Genomic DNA, 18,533 nt, shown 5'->3' on the forward strand with positions numbered 1-18,533 from the left:
CAATGAATAATGATTGGTTAAATGCCTATGTATTGCATAGACGCCCTTACAGGGAGACCAGCTATATTGTTGACTTTTTTACCCTGGAAGAGGGGCGTGTTAGCGCGGTAGCTAAGGGTGTGAAAAACAGTAAATCAGATAAAAAGAGCCTGCTTCAACCTTTTCAACATCTTCGCCTGCAGTTAAGCGGAAAATCAGAGTTAAAAAGCCTACGGCACGTTGAAAGCGTCGCTCCGTCCATCAATTTGGTAGGCACAGCGTTGTTTTGTGCAATGTATGTAAACGAGTTAACCAACCGTGTTATGCCTGCCGGCCTCGCTAGCGACGGCGTGTACGACGCTTATGAAAATACATTACTGTCTCTTCGTGATAATAGCGACATAGAAGTGACCTTGCGACAGTTCGAGTTTGCACTACTCGATGAAATGGGGCTACTGCCCGACTTCACTACTGACGTAGAATACGAAATGCCAATTGAAGAAACAGGCAGCTATAACTTTCAGATAGATGCGGGCTTTGTGCCTATTCCCCAAGATGTGGCTGGTTTAAGGGGCATGCGAGGCTTTCCTGGGCAAGCGTTGCTTAGTTTGTCACAGGGGGAGTTTACCCCGCTTAGCAAGAAGGTTGCTAAAGTGCTTTGTCGCGACTTGCTCAAACCGCTCATTGGAGACAAGCCGCTTAAAAGCCGCGAACTATTTATGCCGAAACCCCGTTAGTGCGTTGGCATGTAAAGTCGCTAATGAGGTGCAACACCTTTTATAATAGTGCTTATCTTCACGCGTCTAGCACTAGACAAGAACTGCTATCAAGGCTAATGGCATTAGATTATTTTCTCTTAACTCAAATGCTTAAACAGCACCTTCTATAAAAAAATTTGCTACAATCTGCACTTTCTAGGGAAGGGTGTTTGCGCCCTTTAAATAATGTATTAAACATGAAGAGCAGGCATCTTCTTTCGCTCTTACAGGTTAGGTGGTGAAATGAGCACGATTCTATTAGGCGTTAACATCGACCATATCGCAACGCTTCGCAATGCGCGCGGTACACATTATCCAGATCCAGTGCACGCTGCTGACATTGCTGAGCGTGCAGGTGCAGACGGCATTACCGTTCACTTACGAGAGGATCGCCGTCATATTAAAGATCGCGACGTGCGTATTTTAGCGCAGACCATTAACACTCGACTTAATCTAGAAATGGCAGTAACCGATGAAATGCTGGCCATTGCAGAAGAAGTAAAACCTGTTTTTTGCTGCCTAGTACCGGAAAAACGTGAAGAGTTAACCACTGAAGGTGGTCTCGATGTAGCGGGCAACTTTGAAAATATTAAAGCAGCGTGCGAGCGTCTTGCGAATGCCAACATCCTAGTGTCTTTGTTTATCGACGCGGATAAAGCGCAGATTGATGCAGCGGCAGCATGTAGCGCGCCTTACATTGAAATTCACACTGGTCAATACGCAGAAGCCACCAGTGAAGATGAGCAGCAAAAAGAGCTAGCTCGCTTAGTTGAAGGTATTGAATATGCTGACAGTTTAGGACTTAAAGTGAATGCGGGTCACGGCTTGCACTATCACAACGTTAAACCTATAGCGGCGATTCCTCAGCTAATCGAACTTAATATTGGTCATGCTATCATCGCTCGCGCCGCGTTCGACGGACTTCACACAGCAGTGGCTGATATGCGTAAGCTGATGCTTGAAGCACGCGCTGGAATTTAATTCAAAAGGGCAAATATAGCGTGGCGATTGCAGGGCTAGGTACTGACATTGTAGAAATTGCTCGCCTTGGTAAAGGCGAGAGCGCTAACGAACGTTTGGCTAAGCGTGTACTTACGCCTGCCGAGTGGCAGGCGTTTAGTGAGCACGCTACACCAGTGCGCTTTTTAGCAAAACGCTTTGCCGCGAAAGAAGCAGCGGTGAAAGCCCTTGGTACGGGTATTGGAAATGGGATTAGTTGGCAACACATAGAGGTGCGTAACAACGACCTAGGGGCGCCAGAACTTCATTTTTCTGGTGAATTTGCTGCTATGTGTGAGGCAAGGGGCATTACCCGAAGCGTGATCAGTATTTCAGACGAGCAGCATTATGCCGTCGCCACCGTTATACTAGAGTCCTAATCATTTTCTAAAACGCGGCCTACTAAAACGCAGATTGAAAGTAGCCCAGGTAGATGAAACCTATCTGGGCTGCGTTTACAAAAAAACGCTACAAATATCAAACCACGCAGAGCAAGTTACCGGAGTCACACTTGGCAAACCTTTTTAAACAATCACGCAGCAAACAAAAAGGCACAGCGTCTTCCCGCCTAAGTGGCAATGGAAAAAAAGGTAATGCCAGTGCCAACGCACAGGTCGCAGGACTTCGGTTTGGAAAAACTAAAAATGCCTCACAAGCCAGTAAGAAGGCAAATTCCAGTACGGTGACCATTGAAGATGTCGACTGGATGGGTCATGGGGTAGTACGCGGCAACCCCATAATGTTTGTTGAAGGTGCCCTTGTTGGAGAAACCTGCGACATTGAGGTGCTATCAAGCAAAAAGAAAGTCATCAACGCCAAAGCGACAAATATTCAATTACCTAGTGAGGCAAGGCAAGCGCCTTTCTGCCCTGTGTTTGATTCGTGTGGTGGATGTCAGCTACAGCACATAAAGCCGGATACTGCCCTTGAGCAAAGAGACAACGCTCTTAAGGTGATGATGGAACGTCAATTGGCAATGAAAGCAGGCGTTTGGCAATCTCCTTTGGTGGGTCCTCGACCTCAATATCGCAGAAAAGCAAGACTGGCTATCGACGCCCGCAACCCGAATCAAATTAAACTAGGCTTTCGCGAAGCCAATAGCAACAAAGTAACCAATGTGGATAGCTGCCCAATTTTGGTTGACCCTTTATCTAATATCATTGGCCCTTTGCAAAACGCGCTCACAGGTTTTGAGTCAGCTCGACACATTGGGCATATAAGCCTAATTGCCGGTGATAACACTTCGCACCTTGTTATTAAACATATTAAAGCGCTTGAGGCAGAGCTTATTGATGCGGTGAATGCACTGGTTAACGAGTACTCTCTCGCCAATACCGATAAAATAGAGTTAAAGCTTGAGAACAAACAAGGGCAAATTCGCAGTGTAGGGCATGGCACTGATTTGGTTATGTCCACGATAAATGACTGTTCTATTTCACCAAGTGCTAACGACTTTATTCAAATAAACAAAGTGGTTAACGAAAAAATGATTGACCAAGCAATGGACTGGCTAAACCCACTGCCCAACGAACGTATAGCCGATTGGTTTAGCGGGCTGGGCAATTTTACCTTACCTATTGCTAAGTCAGGTTCTAGGGTACAAGCGGTCGAGGGTGTTGCAGAGATGGTGCGCCGCGCAAAAGACAATGCACAGCGACAGGGCATTAACAATGTCGAGTGGCTGCATTTAGATTTGGCAGATAAGACCAATGTCGAGGCTTCTTTGCAGCAGGGCTTTGATAAGGTACTGCTTGATCCTTCAAGAGAAGGGGCATTGACCGTTTGTCATGCGCTTGTAAAAGCACTACCAAAAACGATAGTGTATGTTTCTTGCAACCCAAGTACGTTTTCTAGAGACGCAAAAGTGTTGATAGACGGAGGTTATGAAATGGAAAAAGCGGGCGTAGCAGAAATGTTCCCCTTCACCCATCACATGGAAATGATGGCCTTGTTTACGCGAAAGCAGCAGTAACGAGTAAAGGATATGGTATCAACAAGAAAGGTCCACGAAGCAGACCGGCCCCCCTTTGAAGCTTGGCTAGACAGTCTTGAGCTGAGTGCAGAAACAAAAGATAAGCTAAGTGCAGTGTCTTCCATTCCCGAGCGGCTATTGGTTGGCCAGGAAATGGTTGAGATTTTGTGTCAACTTAATATGGATGATGCAACGCTTCAGGCTGCCCTAGTGTTTCCTTATTGCGAACAGCACGCTTTAAGTGAAGAAGATATTGTTGATGAGTTTGGTGGGGAGATTCGAGACCTTATCGTTGGCGTGCGTCGAATGGATGCCATTAAGTCGTTACATGCCCGTAAAGTGAACGGCTCTGGCTTTGCTGAAAGATCAGACGAGCAGCACATAGACAGTATTCGTCGTATGCTCCTTGCGATGGTAGAAGACGTACGCGCCGTTGTTATTAAGATGGCCGAGCGTATTTGTGCACTTCAACAGGTTAAAAAAGCCGACGAAGAAACTCGTGTTATGGTGGCTCGCGAGTGCGCCAGTATTTACGCACCATTGGCAAACCGGTTGGGTATCGGACAGTTAAAGTGGGAACTTGAAGATCTTGCGTTTCGTTACTTACACCCCATCACCTACAAACAAATCGCTAAGCAGTTAGATGGCAAGCGCAGAGAGCGCGCCGAGTACATAGAGACCATAGTAGGCGACTTGCAAGGCTTACTTGATAGCGAACAAATCCGCGCTGACGTATACGGCCGCCCTAAGCATATTTTTAGCATTTGGAAAAAAATGCAGAAAAAGCGCCTTACGTTCGAGCAGCTTTTTGATATTCGTGCAGTGCGTATTATTGCCGAGCGACTACAAGATTGCTACGCAGCGTTAGGTACCGTTCACGCAAGTTATAAACATTTACCTAACGAATTTGACGATTATATCGCAACCCCTAAACCTAACGGTTACCAGTCTATTCACACGGTGATTGTGGGGCCTGAAGGAAAGTCGGTTGAGATTCAAATTCGTACCCAAAAAATGCATCAGGATGCCGAACTTGGTGTGGCTGCTCACTGGAAATATAAAGAGGGCAGTACGGGTAAACAATCCGGCTATGACGAGCGCATAAACTGGCTTCGCCGCATACTTGCATGGCAAGAAGAAGTGGCGGAATCGGGTGACTTGGTTGAAGAGCTTCGCAGCCAGGTGTTTGACGATAGGGTTTACGTGTTTACACCCAAAGGCGACGTTATTGACCTTCCCCAAGGCGCTACGCCGCTTGATTTTGCCTACTACATTCACAGTAACGTAGGCCATCGCTGCATAGGCGCAAAAGTGAATGGGCGTATCGTGCCTTTCACTTATTTACTGCAAAGTGGCGACCAAATCGAAGTATTAACCGGAAAAGAGCCGAACCCAAGTCGCGACTGGATGCACCCAGGCCTTGGCTATGTGCATTCGTCGCGAGCGCGCGCCACTATCCACTCCTTCTTTAAAAAGCAGGACAGAGATAAAAACCTTGCTGCCGGTAAAGAGCTACTAGAGCGGGAGCTTCAGCGTGCCCACTTGCCTGCTAAAGTACCTAATGAAGCGTTTGAGAAGTTTAATTTACAAACCCTTGACGACTTATACACTGCGGTAGGTGCCGGTGATGTGCGCGTTATGCAAGTGATTAACTTTATTCATCACTTGCAAGAGCCACCAGCCCCCGAACCTGAAATTAGCCCTAAGGTAAAAACGCGCAAAACTGCGGCTGGCACGGGTAAAAAAGACGCGGTAGTAGTGCAGGGCGTGGGGCACTTAATGAGTCAGCTCGCTAACTGCTGTAAGCCGGTTCCCGGCGAAGCTATTTTAGGCTATATCACGCAAGGCCGTGGCGTAAGCGTTCATAAAGAAAGCTGCAGTCAGCTGCAGCACTTGTTATCACAGCACCCTGAGCGCCAGATCGAAGTGAATTGGTCACATGAGCTTAAAGTGGGTTTTGAGACAGGCATTGATATATTTTGCCACGATAGAAACGGCCTGTTGCGCGACATTACTACGGTGTTGGCGAATGAAAACGTGCCGCTCTTAGGGGTAAATAGCTTAAGTGATAAAAACAGGCAGACGGCACTTATTACCATATCTATCGAGGTTAATGATCTTGAGAGAGTGTCAAAAGTCTTAACTCAATTACGACAGCTTAAAGGCGTGACAGATGCAAAACGCAAGCAAAGCTAGCCTTGGAGAAATGCAGCGGCTGCTAGACATTATGACGCAACTGCGCGACCCGCAATCTGGCTGTCCATGGGATGTGAAACAAACCATGGGAAGCCTAACTCGCTACACCATAGAAGAAGCCTATGAAGTGGCTGATGCTATTGCCGCTGGTGATATGCACGATATCAAAGATGAGTTGGGTGACTTGCTGTTTCAAGTAGTGTTCTACGCGCAGATCGCCAGTGAATCGAAGGAATTCTCTTTTGACGATGTTGCGCAAAGCATTAGCGATAAGCTGGTGCGCCGGCACCCTCATGTCTTTGGTGCACAGTCAGACGATGAAGTAAAAAGCGATGAGTTAAGCGTTACAAACAAAGAACATACGCCATTGAGCGACAGCGTTTTAAATGCACAGTGGGACAAAATAAAAGCCCAAGAAAAGCAACTTAAAAAGCAGCGTTTAAAGCAAGACGAAGCAACAGAAACCAGTATTCTAGATAGCGTACCCAAAGGTATGCCGGCACTTATGTACGCGCAAAAGCTGCAAAAAGCCTGTGCAAAGGTAGGCTTTGACTGGCCTGACGCCGCGCCTGTTATTGATAAAGTACGCGAAGAAGTAGAAGAGATTCAGCAAGAGCTTGATACGAAGCAACGCCTTCTATGTGAAAACAGTGCTGACCAAAACTCTTTAAGTAATAGTGTACGTGATAACCAGCAGGCTATCGAAGAAGAAATTGGTGATGCACTTTTTGCCATGGTTAATCTGGCAAGACATTGCAAGGTAGATGCTGATACCGCACTTAGAAACGCCAGTAACAAGTTTGCTAACCGTTTTAAAGGCGTAGAGCGCTTAGCGGCTGAACAGGGCGACAAGCTCGACGCATTGACGCTTGATGAATTGGAAGCGCTGTGGCAGCAGGTCAAGCAGTCGTCTAACACTAAGTAATTGTACGTCGCAGCATACTGAAAGTCTGCTTAGACTGATAACGTGAATGCCGCGCTGGTGCAGAGGTATGTGATTTTCAGTTCGAACGAATTACAAATACCGCTGCAGCCAAAAGACAAAATAGACTAGTGCCAGAAGTAAGATGGGCAGCGTTCGCTTTTGTGTTTTGGTTAGAGCAGAGGATTTCGTACGCTTCCATGTCATCATCACCCCCGTTGCAGAAAGCGTTGTTAAACCAACACCAAATACAAACCAAATTAACTTAGACAAAAGCCCACCGAAGTATCCAAAGTGCAGCGGGTCTGCGTATTCATTGAGGTAGTTAGTCCAGGCCATAATTTTGGGCTCTTGTACGCCAACAATACGCTGATTGGTTATATCAATATCTACTTTATGCGCGCGCTCACGCAGCAAAGGGTTATTGCCTATACCTGTGAATCGCAGTGCTGCTGTGTCTGAGGTAGGAAATAGTACACCGGTGATCTGCCAGTCCTCAATGGCTTGCGATGCCTTCTGAAACGCACTGGAAAACTGCGTGGTTGATACAGGGTTAACTTGCTCATAATTTGAAATGACGGTGGCCTTTGGTGGGCGAGGTTCAAATCGATTGCCTGCAACTGCGGCACCGAATTCAAATAAATACCACCAACTGGTTATGACAATGACAATGAAAAACCAGAGGCTCCACAGCCCAAGCAGTTTATGAAGGTCGCTCAGTAGTATTCTTGGGCCTTGGTTTAGGCGGAGACGGGTAATGGCGGTTTTCCAGTTTCGGGTTGTTTTTAGGCCCGTATACAGCGAGATAGCAAGAATGAATGCGAAAAAGGTAACCGTTGGTAAGCCAAGATAATTAGGCATAAACAGATAGCGGTGAAAGTCTCGGAAGAACCGCTGAATCGTTAAAATAGGAATATCGCCTGTCACTTCATAGGTGTACTGATCCACGTGGATAAAGCGGTCATGACCATCGGGGAATTCTGCTCTGACACGGTAGGTGAAATTATCATGTCCCATGGTCGAGATGGATTTTATCTTTGCTTGTTCTGCATAGTTAAGCGTAGCCTCATAGATACTGTTCCACTTAACAATTTCATCATCGGCGCTGTCTAGGCTGCTAGGAGGCGTATTAAACGTGCGCATTTCCTCAAACACAAGCCAATCAATTTCATTGGAGACCGTAGCGATAGTACCCGTTGATAAAATGATAAAAAGGACGATAGAAAGCTGAAAGCCTACCCACGCATGGAGGTTGTATAGCTTCTTTCTGTATTTTCTTTGCGCGGTTCTATCGTAGGTCATGAAATTTTAATGTAAGGAAAGTCAAGGAAAGTAAAGATAAGCTCTGCATTGGGAGCACTAATCGAAGGATTCAGCTTAGTTTAAATAAACAATGGCTAAACTTAAGCACCTTTTATTTGATTCGTTCAAAAGCTTAGCCAATATTTCTACTTTAAAAAGCGTTGTTGGTTACCACTTGTAAGTGAATTCTACAAAACCGTTCCTCGGGTTTCCAGGGAAGTGACCCGTGCGCTCAATAAAGCCTGATTCTGCATACTCTTTATCAAAGAGGTTATCTACTCTAAACAGTACACTGTAGTTGTCTACTTCCCAAGTTATTGATGCATCGGCAATGAAATAGGACTTCACGTTTTGCCCAGATAGACTCAATTGGTCGTCAACATAGTTTCCACCAAAGGCAAAGGCAAGATCCCATTCGGGAACTTGGTAACGCGTCCAGAAACCAAATTGATTCTGAGGTGCATTAGCAAAGCGATCGCCTACACTGTTACTGATACCGCTACCACCATTGTCTGCTGTGATTCGAGCGTCGTTGTAACCATATGCTAGGCTTAAGATCCAATTTGGTGTTAAGTCAGTGATAACCTCAACTTCAAATCCATCACTGGTGACTTCACCCACCGCCGCAACGTTGTCAATGCCGTCACCTTCAGGATCCTCACCGGTGGATTGAAGGATATTTTCTCGGGTTATTTGATACACGGCTAATCGCAGCAAGGTAGTTTCATCGAACAGTTCTGCATTTATACCGCCCTCGATAATATCTCCTGTGGTTGGCTCAAATGGTCCACCAGCTTCATCCTGCTGACTACTCACCGACTGAGGTTCATAAGAATCTGCCCATTGACCATAAAGTGAAATATTAGTGCTAATTTTATAAATACCACCAACCCTGAAGCTTACGTTTGAATCGTCGAAAATGGCACTAGACGTTTCATCTTCAAACTGGTCGTAGCGCAAACCAGCAACAAAGGTAAACTGCTCCCAAGCGAGTTCATTCAGTACATAGGCACCGTTTCGCGTTTGCTCGGTTGTGCTCAATGGTCTGAATTGTACATTGTAGTTTTCAGACTGCGTTATACCGTAGTTAGGATTAGTAAGCGTTAGTGGAATGATATCTGATTCAAGTGAAGTTCCGCTTAGATAACGAAGAACGAAATCCTGCTGAAAAGCCGCAGCACCTAAAAGCGCGTCCTCTTTTCCTTTATAAAGGTCAACGCCGAACGCCGTTCTATGGTCTGCACCCAACCATTCGCCAGAATACACAAAGTTAACACCAAAGCTAATTTGTTCTTGTTCGCGTAATTGATCTCTGAACTCACGGCCAACAAGGTCTATGTTCCCATCTCCATCACTATCAATAAGCGCTCGTGGTTCGTGGTAGTTCTGCTCCTGTTCATTATCTATGTAGCGCAAACGTGTATCGTAGCTGATCGAATCACTCAACTGTCCCTCTAGAGAAAGTTGAACAGAGTCAGAACGCAAGTTTAGAAAATCACTGGCTTCATTATGGTTCCAATCTATATCTGTGAGAAAGTTACCATTGTCGTCAACAGGCACGCCACGTAGTCGGTTAGCACCTAAATCTTGTGAGTAATGGGTGTATTGAAGCGTTAGCAACTGGCCTTGAAGGTCATATGTATAGCCAGAGTCGAAGATAAATACTTCACTGTCGCTGTTGTCGCGATAGGTATCTTGCTGCTCATAAAAAACACCAGCACGCGCATTTTGATTGTTATCAATCGCTCCATTTATTTCTGCTGAGCCACCAAAGCGAGAGTGTGAACCAGCGATGATCCTAGCATTGGCGTTGAAATCTGAGGTTGGCTTTTTAGTGACGTAGTTAAATAAGCCACCTGGCGCGCCTGGTCCATAAAGCATACCAGCAGGCCCTTTCAAAAAGTCTACGCGTTCAATATTAAATAATTGAGGTACGTTGAAGCCTACATAAGGGTCTCCGCGTAAGCCATCGAAGAAGATTTCCTCTTGTCTGAAACCCCTGGCGGTTACACCGGCATAGCTAAATTGGCTAACACCAGCAATGTTACGATAAATATCTTTTGCATTGCGCGCACCCTGATCGCGTATCAAGCTTTCGTTGATTGTAGTGATTTGTTGGGTCGAGTTAAGTGGGTCAACACTTAACTTACCTGTAGATGAGTTACCATTGCGATATAGATTGATCGCTCTACTAGTCACTACCACACGCTCTACTTGTTCGGATTTCGCGGGTGATATTTCACGTTTATCCGAAGAGGTTTCAATGTCTTGTGATAAAGCAGGGGAGGTCAACGAAGCAGCTATTAACGCGGCTAAATATTTCATTGCAAAAAAATCCAAGTGTTGTGTGATAAAAGGAGCGTGATGAAAAGCCAATACTTTAGTATAAATGATAACAGTTTTTATTATCGTTTATCTATAGTTGTATGCCATTTGTCGTGTTGTAATCAATATCAGTAAGCGAGAGTTATGGTGTGCAGAAACGTATATGGATAGGTGTCAATTCGCATCAAAGTAAATTAGACCAATGTAGATGGAAACTTCATTATTTTGGCGTATGGTTATAGAGTAGGTTTGATTTACGACAAAGCAATGTAGATCCACTTTATCTAATATCTGAGTATAAATTTGGCATATTGGAAGGGTGTGTCGCTGGTGTTAAGTCATGACACTTACAAAGGAGTTGGACTGAATTGGGCGTAACCGTTTTATGAAGAAAGTACTGTATTCAACACTAGGGCTGTTTTTAACGCTTCTTGGTATCATAGGCGCGTTTTTACCTGTAATGCCAACTACGGTATTTTTGATAGGCGCGCTTTTTTGTTTCACTAAATCTTCACCACGCCTTGAGAGTTGGCTTATTCAACACCCCAAATATGGGCCTAGTCTGGTTGCGTGGCGTAAACACGGTGCAATATCTAAAAAGGTAAAATGCATAGCGTGTTGCAGTATGCTGATAAGTTTTATTCTTATTTGTCTATTTGCATCCATGCCGATCCCCGCTTACATAGGCATTGCAGTGTTTATGGGAATAGGCGCATATTTCGTAGTTACGCGCCCCAATATCCCTGCTGTATAGCATCCCTGCTGTTGAGCGCCTTTATCGGTTTCTACCTAGTCGCTCGTGACTGTTCACCCATTCATCCGCAACTACAGCAGAACCAAGAGATAGATCCCCACATAGCACTGTCGCTGCAACTATCTCGGCAAACTTGTTAACGCTACCTCTTTCTGTACAGCCAAGTACGCTTAAGCATTCGTTTTGTGTAGCCAAGCCGGTTCCGCCACCGTACGTAGCAACAATTAACGATGGAATCGTAACAGAGAAATAGTAATCTCCATTTGGCGTAATCTCAGCGTAGGTAAACCCGGCCGACGATTCAGCCACATTAGCTACATCCTGCCCGCAAGCGATGAACATAGCGGTGATGCCGTTGGCGAAGTGGGCACCATTGTTAACGCTACCGGCCATCATCGCGCCCATATTTGAATATTGACGCTGTTTAAACAAGGCTTCAGGCGGGCAATGCATAATCTCCGTCATAAGTTGCTTTGGTAGGGTGACTTCTGCGACAACGCGCTTTCCGCGGGTATGCAGCGAGTTTAAGTGCGAGTGCTTTTTATCGGTATCAAGGTTTGCTGCCAGCACAAAGTGCTCAATAGGGCCCGAATAGTTTGCCTGTATCCACTCGCAGCCTGCTTTAGTGGCTTTGCTTACCATGTTTTGCCCAGCCGCATCACCACAGGTAAAGTTGAATCTAAGCCAACGAAGCTTAGAGACGGCATATTGCTCGATATCTCTAAGTTTCCCCACGCTGGTGGTGTTATCACAGGCGAGCTTTATGGCATCGAAGTTCTGTTCGACCCATTTGCCAAATGCAAGGGCTTCTCGAGCACCAGAAAACGCAAACATAGGTGCTCGCTGCATGGCATCGTCAATAACAGTGGTGGTTACGCCCCCTGCTTCTCTTGTTAAACGCATACCTCTACTGTAGCTGGCTGTTAGCGTACCTTCTGTTGTTGCCATCGGAACATAGAATTCGCCTTTGGCGTACTCTCCATTTATCAAAATTGGGCCAGCAAAGCCAATAGGTACCTGTGCAACACCAGTGAAATTCTCGATATTTCCTGATAGTGAGTCGGGCGGTATGGAATAGTGAGCTAAATGATTGAGTTGAGTACCGGTTTCGCGCGAAATAAATTCGCGGCGGGTCTGGCTCATATCATGGGTATAGTCGTTATCTGATGAACGCGGGATCTTCGGCATATGGCCACTCCTTTTATTTTCATAATAGAAGTGCTGGTATCAGATGAACACTGTTTACAATTTATACATACAGATAAATGCAGCCTATAAAGAATTACCCATCAATTATGACGTCCTATCGTTTTGAAAAGAGGGGGAGTGAATAGCGCAGTTATATGCCTTGAATGTAAGATTTCATAAGCTGGAATAGTGTGAGTGTGACAACAGATTATGATGTAATGCGCGCTCTGTATAATGGACTTATGGATAATCATGCCAAAGACACTTTTTAAGCCTTCACTTTTCATCATGGCATTGTCAGCATTCAATTTACCTATATTTGCGCCTAACGCTTATGCTCATGAAGATGAACACGATGAGCACCATGAAGAAAAAGTCGAAAAAATAGTGGTTCAAGCAACGCGCTCAGGTCGCATAGCCGATGATCAGCCTGTTCGGGTTGAATTGATTAACCGAGAAGAAATTCAGGAAAAGGCAGCCATGCGACCGGGCAATATTTCTATGTTGGTCGCCGAAACTGGTGGTGTGAGAATGCAAACCACATCGCCAGCCCTTGGTAGTGCAAATATTCGCTTGCAAGGTCTGTATGGCCGTTATACCCAGCTTTTATCTGACGGGCTACCACTTTACGGTAACCAATCAGCGTCAATTGGACTACTTCAAATTCCCCCTACAGACTTAGGGCGCGTTGAAATTATCAAAGGTTCCGCGTCATCTCTTTATGGTGGCTCAGCGCTTGGTGGTGTTATTAATCTTGTCTCTCGTCGCCCAAAAGATGAGTTTGAAGGAGAAGCGTTGGTGAATTTCACCACTCGTGACGGGCAAGACTTCACTACCTATATGGCAACGCCTTTCAGCGACAGCCTAAGTGGCTCGGTGACTGCTGGTGCGCATCATCAAAGTGAGAAAGATCTTGATAACGACGGCTGGGCCGACTTGGCCGGCTATGAACGTTACACGGTAAGACCGCGTATTTTCTGGGAAGGAGATGAGGGCGAGCACCTTTATTTTACAACCGGTTATATGACGGAAAATCGCCAAGGTGGCACCGTAGGTGATGCAACTGTAGGAACCGGAGAAAATGCTGTCTCTTTTATTCGTGGGCTAGAGTCAGAGCGCATTGACAGTGGCCTTGTGTTCGAAAAGCCCCTTGGCGATACACTTACTCTTAATTCACGCTTTTCAGCAATGTCGCAAGAACATACGCATCAGTTCGGCAATGAGTTATCAGGCGTAGAAAGTGATCAACACGAAAGTTACCTCGCTGAGACTAGTTTGGCAGGCTATACAGACAAGAGTGATTGGTTGGTAGGAGTAGCCTATCAATCTAATATTTACGATTCGGATACCTTTGGGTCTTTTGATTACAGCTATGAGGTTCCAGGTATCTTCACCCAGCTGGATTATCAAATAAACGATGAATTGACAGCGTCAGTGAGTGCGAGGCTAGACGATCACAGTGAATATGGTACTCAATTTAGCCCACGAGTATCGTTTTTATATCGCCCAGGCGACGTGACAATAAGAGGCTCTTACGGAGAGGGCTATTTCGCCCCCACGCCTTTTGTTGAAGAAATCGAAGCTGCGGGGCTGTCGCGTTTATTACCAATAGATGGCCTTCAGGAAGAACAAGCGCAGACCGCATCTTTAGATGTTACTTATCGTTTTGATGATATTGAAACCAGTCTTACCTTATTCGGCTCTAACGTTGATAACGTGACTCGCTTAGAAACTGTAGAAACGAGCGACGGGACACCGCCTACAAACGTACGCTTGGTAAACGCAGAAGGTGAATCGAAAATTAGAGGTTCTGAAGTCTTACTTCGCTACTATTGGAAAGACCTGAAGTTGACCGCAAGCTATCTTTACTTAGACGCGACAGAAGAAGTGCCCAACGCTAGTGGTAGGCGAGAGCTCGCGCTAACACCTCAGCATTCAGCTGGCTTTGTAGCTATGTGGGAGCAGCACGGCAAGTTTATGCTAGGTTTTGAGGCGTACTATACTGGCGTTCAGCGTGTAGACGATAACCCGTACATAACCCGTACCAAGCCTTATTGGCATTTAGGTTTACTCGGACAAATAACAACAGGGCGCTACAGCTGGTTCTTAAATTTAGAAAACCTGCTTGATGTTCAGCAAACCGATGAGCACCCGTTATTGTTGCAGTCACAGGCACCAAGTGGACGTTGGACAACCGATATCTGGTCACGCAACGATGGTTTTGTTGCCAATGCAGGTGTTCGCATTAAATTTGGTGGATAGGAAGTAAACAAGACGCTGGCAGTCGGTGAAGATTGCAGAAAAAGCGACAAAGCCAAGGCTGTAAAGCGGCGTCAATTAAGCAGCATTAATTAAATGGCGTGGATTAAGCGAAGGTGGAAAGTTAATGACAACCTCCACCTTTACTTATCAAGCTGCTATGTAAACTAAGCTTTAGTATCTAATCTTGCTTGAAGGGCAGCGATTTCTTCCCTGCGCTTTTTATCTGCTAGCGGGCGATTAGCTTTTTCAGGCGCGTTTTGGGCACGACTTAAAAAAGCCTGGGCCTTTTCATATTCTCCATCGTCAAAAAGGTACTCGGCATAAAAGAAGTTTTGATCCATACCTTGCGGATTAATTTCAAGTGCACGCTTAAACAGCTTTTCAGCTTTTTTGTCACTACCAAAACTCACAGGCCAGCCCGGCACTTTGTGATAAAGCGCGGCTAGTACGGTTAGTGCCGTTCCGTCTAGAACTGATTCTTCTTTTTCGATGGCGCGTTCTAAATTTTCTTTCGCACTTTCAGCAAAGTCTAAGGCGCCTAACCCTCCTTTGGCACTTGCTGTGCTTGATTGAGAAATAGCCAACCAAGTAAGTGACTCTGCACTATTCTCGGATTGCTCTACGAGTTTTGTAGCTTGTTCGATAAGTTCTGAAAAAGCGCTAAGTTGCGCATCGCCCTCTAATTGATAGTTCACAGTTGCCCACTGTTGTTGAAGCATAAGTAGCTCATCGGGTGACGCCGCTACCGGTGTGATAAGTGCCGCTGATGTTAATCCTGCGATAACAAGTGAGGAAAGTCGTTTTTTTATTGTCATGAAAATACCGGATAAAAGAGTTTAATTAGATAAAGAGTATGGCCATTAGAGCGTAGCCACTACAGGTAAAGAAAGGCTGCATTTAATACTGAAGTTTGTTTAACCCATTGTGAACAATATCGGTTTGCTCGCCCCGTTTTCTGAAGAGAAGGGAATAACTAATTGATATGTTTGTTAGTGCGAGCAGCACAAAAAATGAAGCTACAAAGTGGGGTGTTTTCATTAGAGTTATTAGAAGAATTGAATGCAACGGACGTACAGTACCTTAACTCAGTTTCTGTGTCATCGGCTGATGATGGAATTTTATCCATGTTTTTTGTTGTTAGGGGTTCGCATTTCCTTCAATTCCTGTATAATTCGCGCCCTGCCCAGTTACGCCCACCTTTGGGAAGGTGGAAGAATCAGCCGGCTCGAAGGGGTCTTTGTGTTGATTTTAAGGTGATTTCTGGTGTTCAGAAATCAGTAACGACGATATTATTCGGGTGAATTTGAAAATGAAAACTTTTGTTGCTAAGCCAGAAACGGTACAACGTGACTGGTATGTGGTAGACGCCACAGACAAAACTCTAGGCCGTTTGGCTTCTGAAATCGCACTACGCCTTCGTGGTAAGCATAAGCCAGAGTACACACCTCACGTGGACACTGGTGATTACATCATCGTAATCAACGCTGAAAAAGTTGCGGTTACAGGCCGTAAAGCGCAAGACAAAATGTACTATGCGCACTCTGGTTACCCAGGTGGTCTTAAAGAGACAAACTTTGAAAAACTAATTGCTCACAAGCCAGAAATGGTTCTTGAAAAAGCAGTTAAAGGCATGTTGCCAAAAGGCCCTCTAGGTCGCGCAATGTTCCGTAAAATGAAAGTTTACGCTGGTGCAGAACACTCTCACGCAGCACAGCAACCACAAGTTTTGGACATTTAAGGAGCTATTAACATGGCAGATACTCAATACTACGGCACAGGCCGCCGCAAAAGTTCTACTGCTCGTGTGTTCCTACGTCCAGGCACAGGTAGCATTAAAGTAAACCAACGCGCTCTTGACGAGTACTTTGGTCGTGAAACAGAGTGCATGGTTGTTCGTCAGCCACTTGAACTTGTTGAAATGACTGAAAAGTTTGACGTATACATCACTGTTAAAGGTGGTGGTTCTAACGGTCAAGCGGGTGCAATCCGTCACGGTCTTACTCGTGCTCTTATGGAGTATGATGAAGCACTACGTCCAGCACTTCGTAAAGCTGGCTTCGTTACTCGTGATGCACGTCGCGTTGAACGTAAGAAAGTTGGTCTACACAAAGCGCGTAAGCGTCCACAATTCTCAAAGCGTTAATTTTTACGTTTTTTGTATTGCAAAAACCCGGCTTATGCCGGGTTTTTTATTTTCTGGCTAGAAATAAAATAAAAAAAGGTGGAGGGATTTATGCTTCACTGCGTATTAATAAGTAGGCCAGAAATGAATGAAGAATCAGTGTGAAAGTTGTTTATTTAAATACTCAATCAGCTATAGCGCAATCTCAAAGCGACAACTCTACGCTCTACCACCTCATTTCTGAGCATGAACCGGCACTTCGTCGGTTTATTCGAGTAAGGGCACGAGCTAACTCCTCGGAAGTGGAAGATATTCTCCAAGAAATGTACGCCAAACTGTTTTCACTAGATGGAATGGCTAAAAAGATTGAAGCGCGCCAAGATACGTTTAGAAGTTTCTTGTTTACCGTTGTCACCAATTTAATCATCGATAGAGAACGGCGAGCAAAGGTACGTGCTCATGAAGCGCATGAACCATTTTCTGATACCCTATACTCTACGTGGAACAATGAACCCGAGAAGCACGCAGGGATAGCTGAGAAACTCATTGAAATTGAAAGTGTGCTTGAAAATATTAATCCTCATCACAAATCTGCGTTTGTACTTTGCCGTGTTGAAGGTAAAGCTTATCGGGAAATCAGCGATATATTAGGCGTTTCTGTTAGTACAGTAGAAAAATACATTTCGGCCGCATTGACGGCTATTCGAAATAAGGTGCAAGATTAATGGCTACGGCTTTGAACCAGCATTCAATCAATAAACGTGCAAGTGATTACGTTGTGCGTCTTTACTCTGGTGAACTGACAGCTAAAGAAGAAAGTGAGATCCTTGCATGGTGCGATGCAAAAGCCTCCCATCAAGCAGCTTTTGACGATGCGCTTTTAGTATGGGAGAGCTCTGTTCACATTGCGCCTCATATAGGGTGGCGCCAAAAGTTGGAAAAACGTTTCTATCGCATGCGCTATCTAGCCGCATCTATTGTTGTAGCATCATTCTGCTTTTTACTCATCACGCATTATGATGCGCCTGACGAACGTATTGCTAACAGTGAGCTTGCCAATAGTTATTCCACTGCCATCGGCGAGGTGAGCAATGTTGGATTACCAGATGGCTCTACCATTACGTTAAATACAGATACCCGCATTAATATAGAGTTTAGCGAAGCGCACAGAGAGCTTTGGCTAGAACACGGTGAGGCATTTTTTGATATTGCTAAAGATCGCTCCCGTCCATTTTTAATTCATACCGTAAATAAAACAGTGAGAGTCGTAGGGACGAAGTTTAATATTAAGCTGTCACAGTCTGGGTTTGATATAGCCGTAGAAGAAGGTATTGTCGCCATTGAAGAAAAGGCAGGGTCGAACACCGACAAACCAGCGAAAGGTGATACCCAAGTGTTATTGGAAGCCGGCGCAGTTGCATCATTCAATGATACCAGTGCACTTATCGCTAAAGAAAATGTGGACAGTGTAGTAAAAGCGCAAAGTTGGCGTACGGGTTACTTACGTTTTGATGAAGAACGGTTAGATAAAGTTATTGCTAGTTTTAACCGCTATAGAAGCAAAAAAATAGTGATTAGTCAGGATGTAGCCGATTTGCGTATCAGTGGCGTTTTTAAGCTGTCAGATGGCGATGCGATTTTAACGGCACTTGAAGCAACCTTGCCGATAGAAGCGAAAAGAGATGAAGAAAATATAAAACTAGTGAAGAAATAGCGGAGGGTTTTGTTTTTGGCTGCGTATTAACTAAAAGGGA

Annotated in this window: 16 protein-coding genes; 12 read left to right on the top strand and 4 right to left on the bottom strand. The window is 45.1% G+C overall.

The window, feature by feature from the left end; translation table 11 throughout:
* Window positions 1-2: 2 nt before the first annotated feature.
* The 6 genes from recO to mazG all read left to right on the top strand — a co-directional run bounded on the left by recO (window position 3) and on the right by mazG (window position 6,829).
* Window positions 3-716, top strand: a complete 714-nt coding sequence (recO, locus tag PCAR9_RS03455) for a DNA repair protein RecO (RefSeq protein WP_179982418.1) — start codon at window positions 3-5, stop codon at window positions 714-716.
* 264 nt (window positions 717-980) lie between these two features.
* Complete coding sequence (gene pdxJ / locus PCAR9_RS03460) at window positions 981-1,718, top strand: pyridoxine 5'-phosphate synthase (RefSeq protein ID WP_179982419.1); 738 nt, start codon at window positions 981-983, stop codon at window positions 1,716-1,718.
* A gap of 20 nt (window positions 1,719-1,738) precedes the next feature.
* Window positions 1,739-2,116: a holo-ACP synthase gene (gene acpS / locus PCAR9_RS03465; RefSeq protein WP_179982420.1), complete on the top strand. Its 378-nt coding sequence runs from the start codon at window positions 1,739-1,741 to the stop codon at window positions 2,114-2,116.
* A gap of 131 nt (window positions 2,117-2,247) precedes the next feature.
* Window positions 2,248-3,708 carry a 23S rRNA (uracil(1939)-C(5))-methyltransferase RlmD gene (rlmD, locus tag PCAR9_RS03470; RefSeq protein ID WP_179985143.1) on the top strand — a complete coding sequence of 487 codons (1,461 nt, stop codon included), beginning with the start codon at window positions 2,248-2,250 and terminating at the stop codon, window positions 3,706-3,708.
* Between the two features lie 12 nt (window positions 3,709-3,720).
* Window positions 3,721-5,904 (top strand): GTP diphosphokinase, encoded by a 2,184-nt coding sequence (gene relA, locus PCAR9_RS03475; protein ID WP_179982421.1) that lies wholly within the window; start codon window positions 3,721-3,723, stop codon window positions 5,902-5,904.
* Window positions 5,882-6,829, top strand: coding sequence for a nucleoside triphosphate pyrophosphohydrolase (gene mazG / locus PCAR9_RS03480; RefSeq protein ID WP_179982422.1), 948 nt, complete (start codon window positions 5,882-5,884; stop codon window positions 6,827-6,829). Before relA ends, mazG begins: the two co-directional genes overlap by 23 nt.
* A 90-nt stretch (window positions 6,830-6,919) precedes the next feature.
* On the opposite strand, the gene PCAR9_RS03485 is transcribed toward mazG, so the two are convergent.
* Both PCAR9_RS03485 and PCAR9_RS03490 read right to left on the bottom strand, forming a co-directional pair.
* Window positions 6,920-8,128: a PepSY-associated TM helix domain-containing protein gene (locus PCAR9_RS03485; protein WP_179982423.1), complete on the bottom strand. Its 1,209-nt coding sequence runs from the start codon at window positions 8,126-8,128 to the stop codon at window positions 6,920-6,922.
* 168 nt (window positions 8,129-8,296) lie between these two features.
* Complete coding sequence (locus PCAR9_RS03490; protein WP_179982424.1) at window positions 8,297-10,453, bottom strand: TonB-dependent siderophore receptor; 2,157 nt, start codon at window positions 10,451-10,453, stop codon at window positions 8,297-8,299.
* A 385-nt stretch (window positions 10,454-10,838) separates the two neighbouring features.
* On the opposite strand from PCAR9_RS03490, the gene PCAR9_RS03495 reads away from it, so the two are divergent.
* Window positions 10,839-11,207 carry a YbaN family protein gene (locus PCAR9_RS03495; RefSeq protein ID WP_179982425.1) on the top strand — a complete coding sequence of 123 codons (369 nt, stop codon included), beginning with the start codon at window positions 10,839-10,841 and terminating at the stop codon, window positions 11,205-11,207.
* Between the two features lie 21 nt (window positions 11,208-11,228).
* On the opposite strand, the gene PCAR9_RS03500 is transcribed toward PCAR9_RS03495, so the two are convergent.
* Window positions 11,229-12,395: a hydroxymethylglutaryl-CoA reductase gene (locus PCAR9_RS03500; protein WP_179982426.1), complete on the bottom strand. Its 1,167-nt coding sequence runs from the start codon at window positions 12,393-12,395 to the stop codon at window positions 11,229-11,231.
* Between the two features lie 252 nt (window positions 12,396-12,647).
* On the opposite strand from PCAR9_RS03500, the gene PCAR9_RS03505 reads away from it, so the two are divergent.
* Window positions 12,648-14,657, top strand: a complete 2,010-nt coding sequence (locus PCAR9_RS03505; RefSeq protein ID WP_179982427.1) for a TonB-dependent receptor plug domain-containing protein — start codon at window positions 12,648-12,650, stop codon at window positions 14,655-14,657.
* Window positions 14,658-14,821: 164 nt separating this feature from the next.
* Here the strand turns inward: PCAR9_RS03505 and PCAR9_RS03510 are convergent, their stop codons facing one another.
* Window positions 14,822-15,472 carry a tetratricopeptide repeat protein gene (locus tag PCAR9_RS03510; RefSeq protein WP_179982428.1) on the bottom strand — a complete coding sequence of 217 codons (651 nt, stop codon included), beginning with the start codon at window positions 15,470-15,472 and terminating at the stop codon, window positions 14,822-14,824.
* A 494-nt stretch (window positions 15,473-15,966) separates the two neighbouring features.
* Between PCAR9_RS03510 and rplM the strand changes: the two genes are divergently transcribed.
* The 4 genes from rplM (at window position 15,967) to PCAR9_RS03530 (ending at window position 18,493) form a co-directional block, all read left to right on the top strand.
* Window positions 15,967-16,395: a 50S ribosomal protein L13 gene (rplM, locus tag PCAR9_RS03515; protein ID WP_012517329.1), complete on the top strand. Its 429-nt coding sequence runs from the start codon at window positions 15,967-15,969 to the stop codon at window positions 16,393-16,395.
* 12 nt (window positions 16,396-16,407) lie between these two features.
* Window positions 16,408-16,800, top strand: a complete 393-nt coding sequence (gene rpsI, locus PCAR9_RS03520) for a 30S ribosomal protein S9 (RefSeq protein WP_014948330.1) — start codon at window positions 16,408-16,410, stop codon at window positions 16,798-16,800.
* 140 nt (window positions 16,801-16,940) lie between these two features.
* Window positions 16,941-17,504, top strand: a complete 564-nt coding sequence (locus PCAR9_RS03525; protein ID WP_179982429.1) for an RNA polymerase sigma factor — start codon at window positions 16,941-16,943, stop codon at window positions 17,502-17,504.
* Window positions 17,504-18,493 carry a FecR family protein gene (locus tag PCAR9_RS03530; RefSeq protein WP_179982430.1) on the top strand — a complete coding sequence of 330 codons (990 nt, stop codon included), beginning with the start codon at window positions 17,504-17,506 and terminating at the stop codon, window positions 18,491-18,493. The genes PCAR9_RS03525 and PCAR9_RS03530 overlap by 1 nt, the downstream gene beginning before the upstream one ends.
* Window positions 18,494-18,533 lie beyond the last annotated feature (40 nt).

It is taken from the genome of Alteromonas macleodii (assembly GCF_903772925.1).
GTDB classification, from domain to species: Bacteria; Pseudomonadota; Gammaproteobacteria; order Enterobacterales; family Alteromonadaceae; genus Alteromonas; species Alteromonas macleodii_A.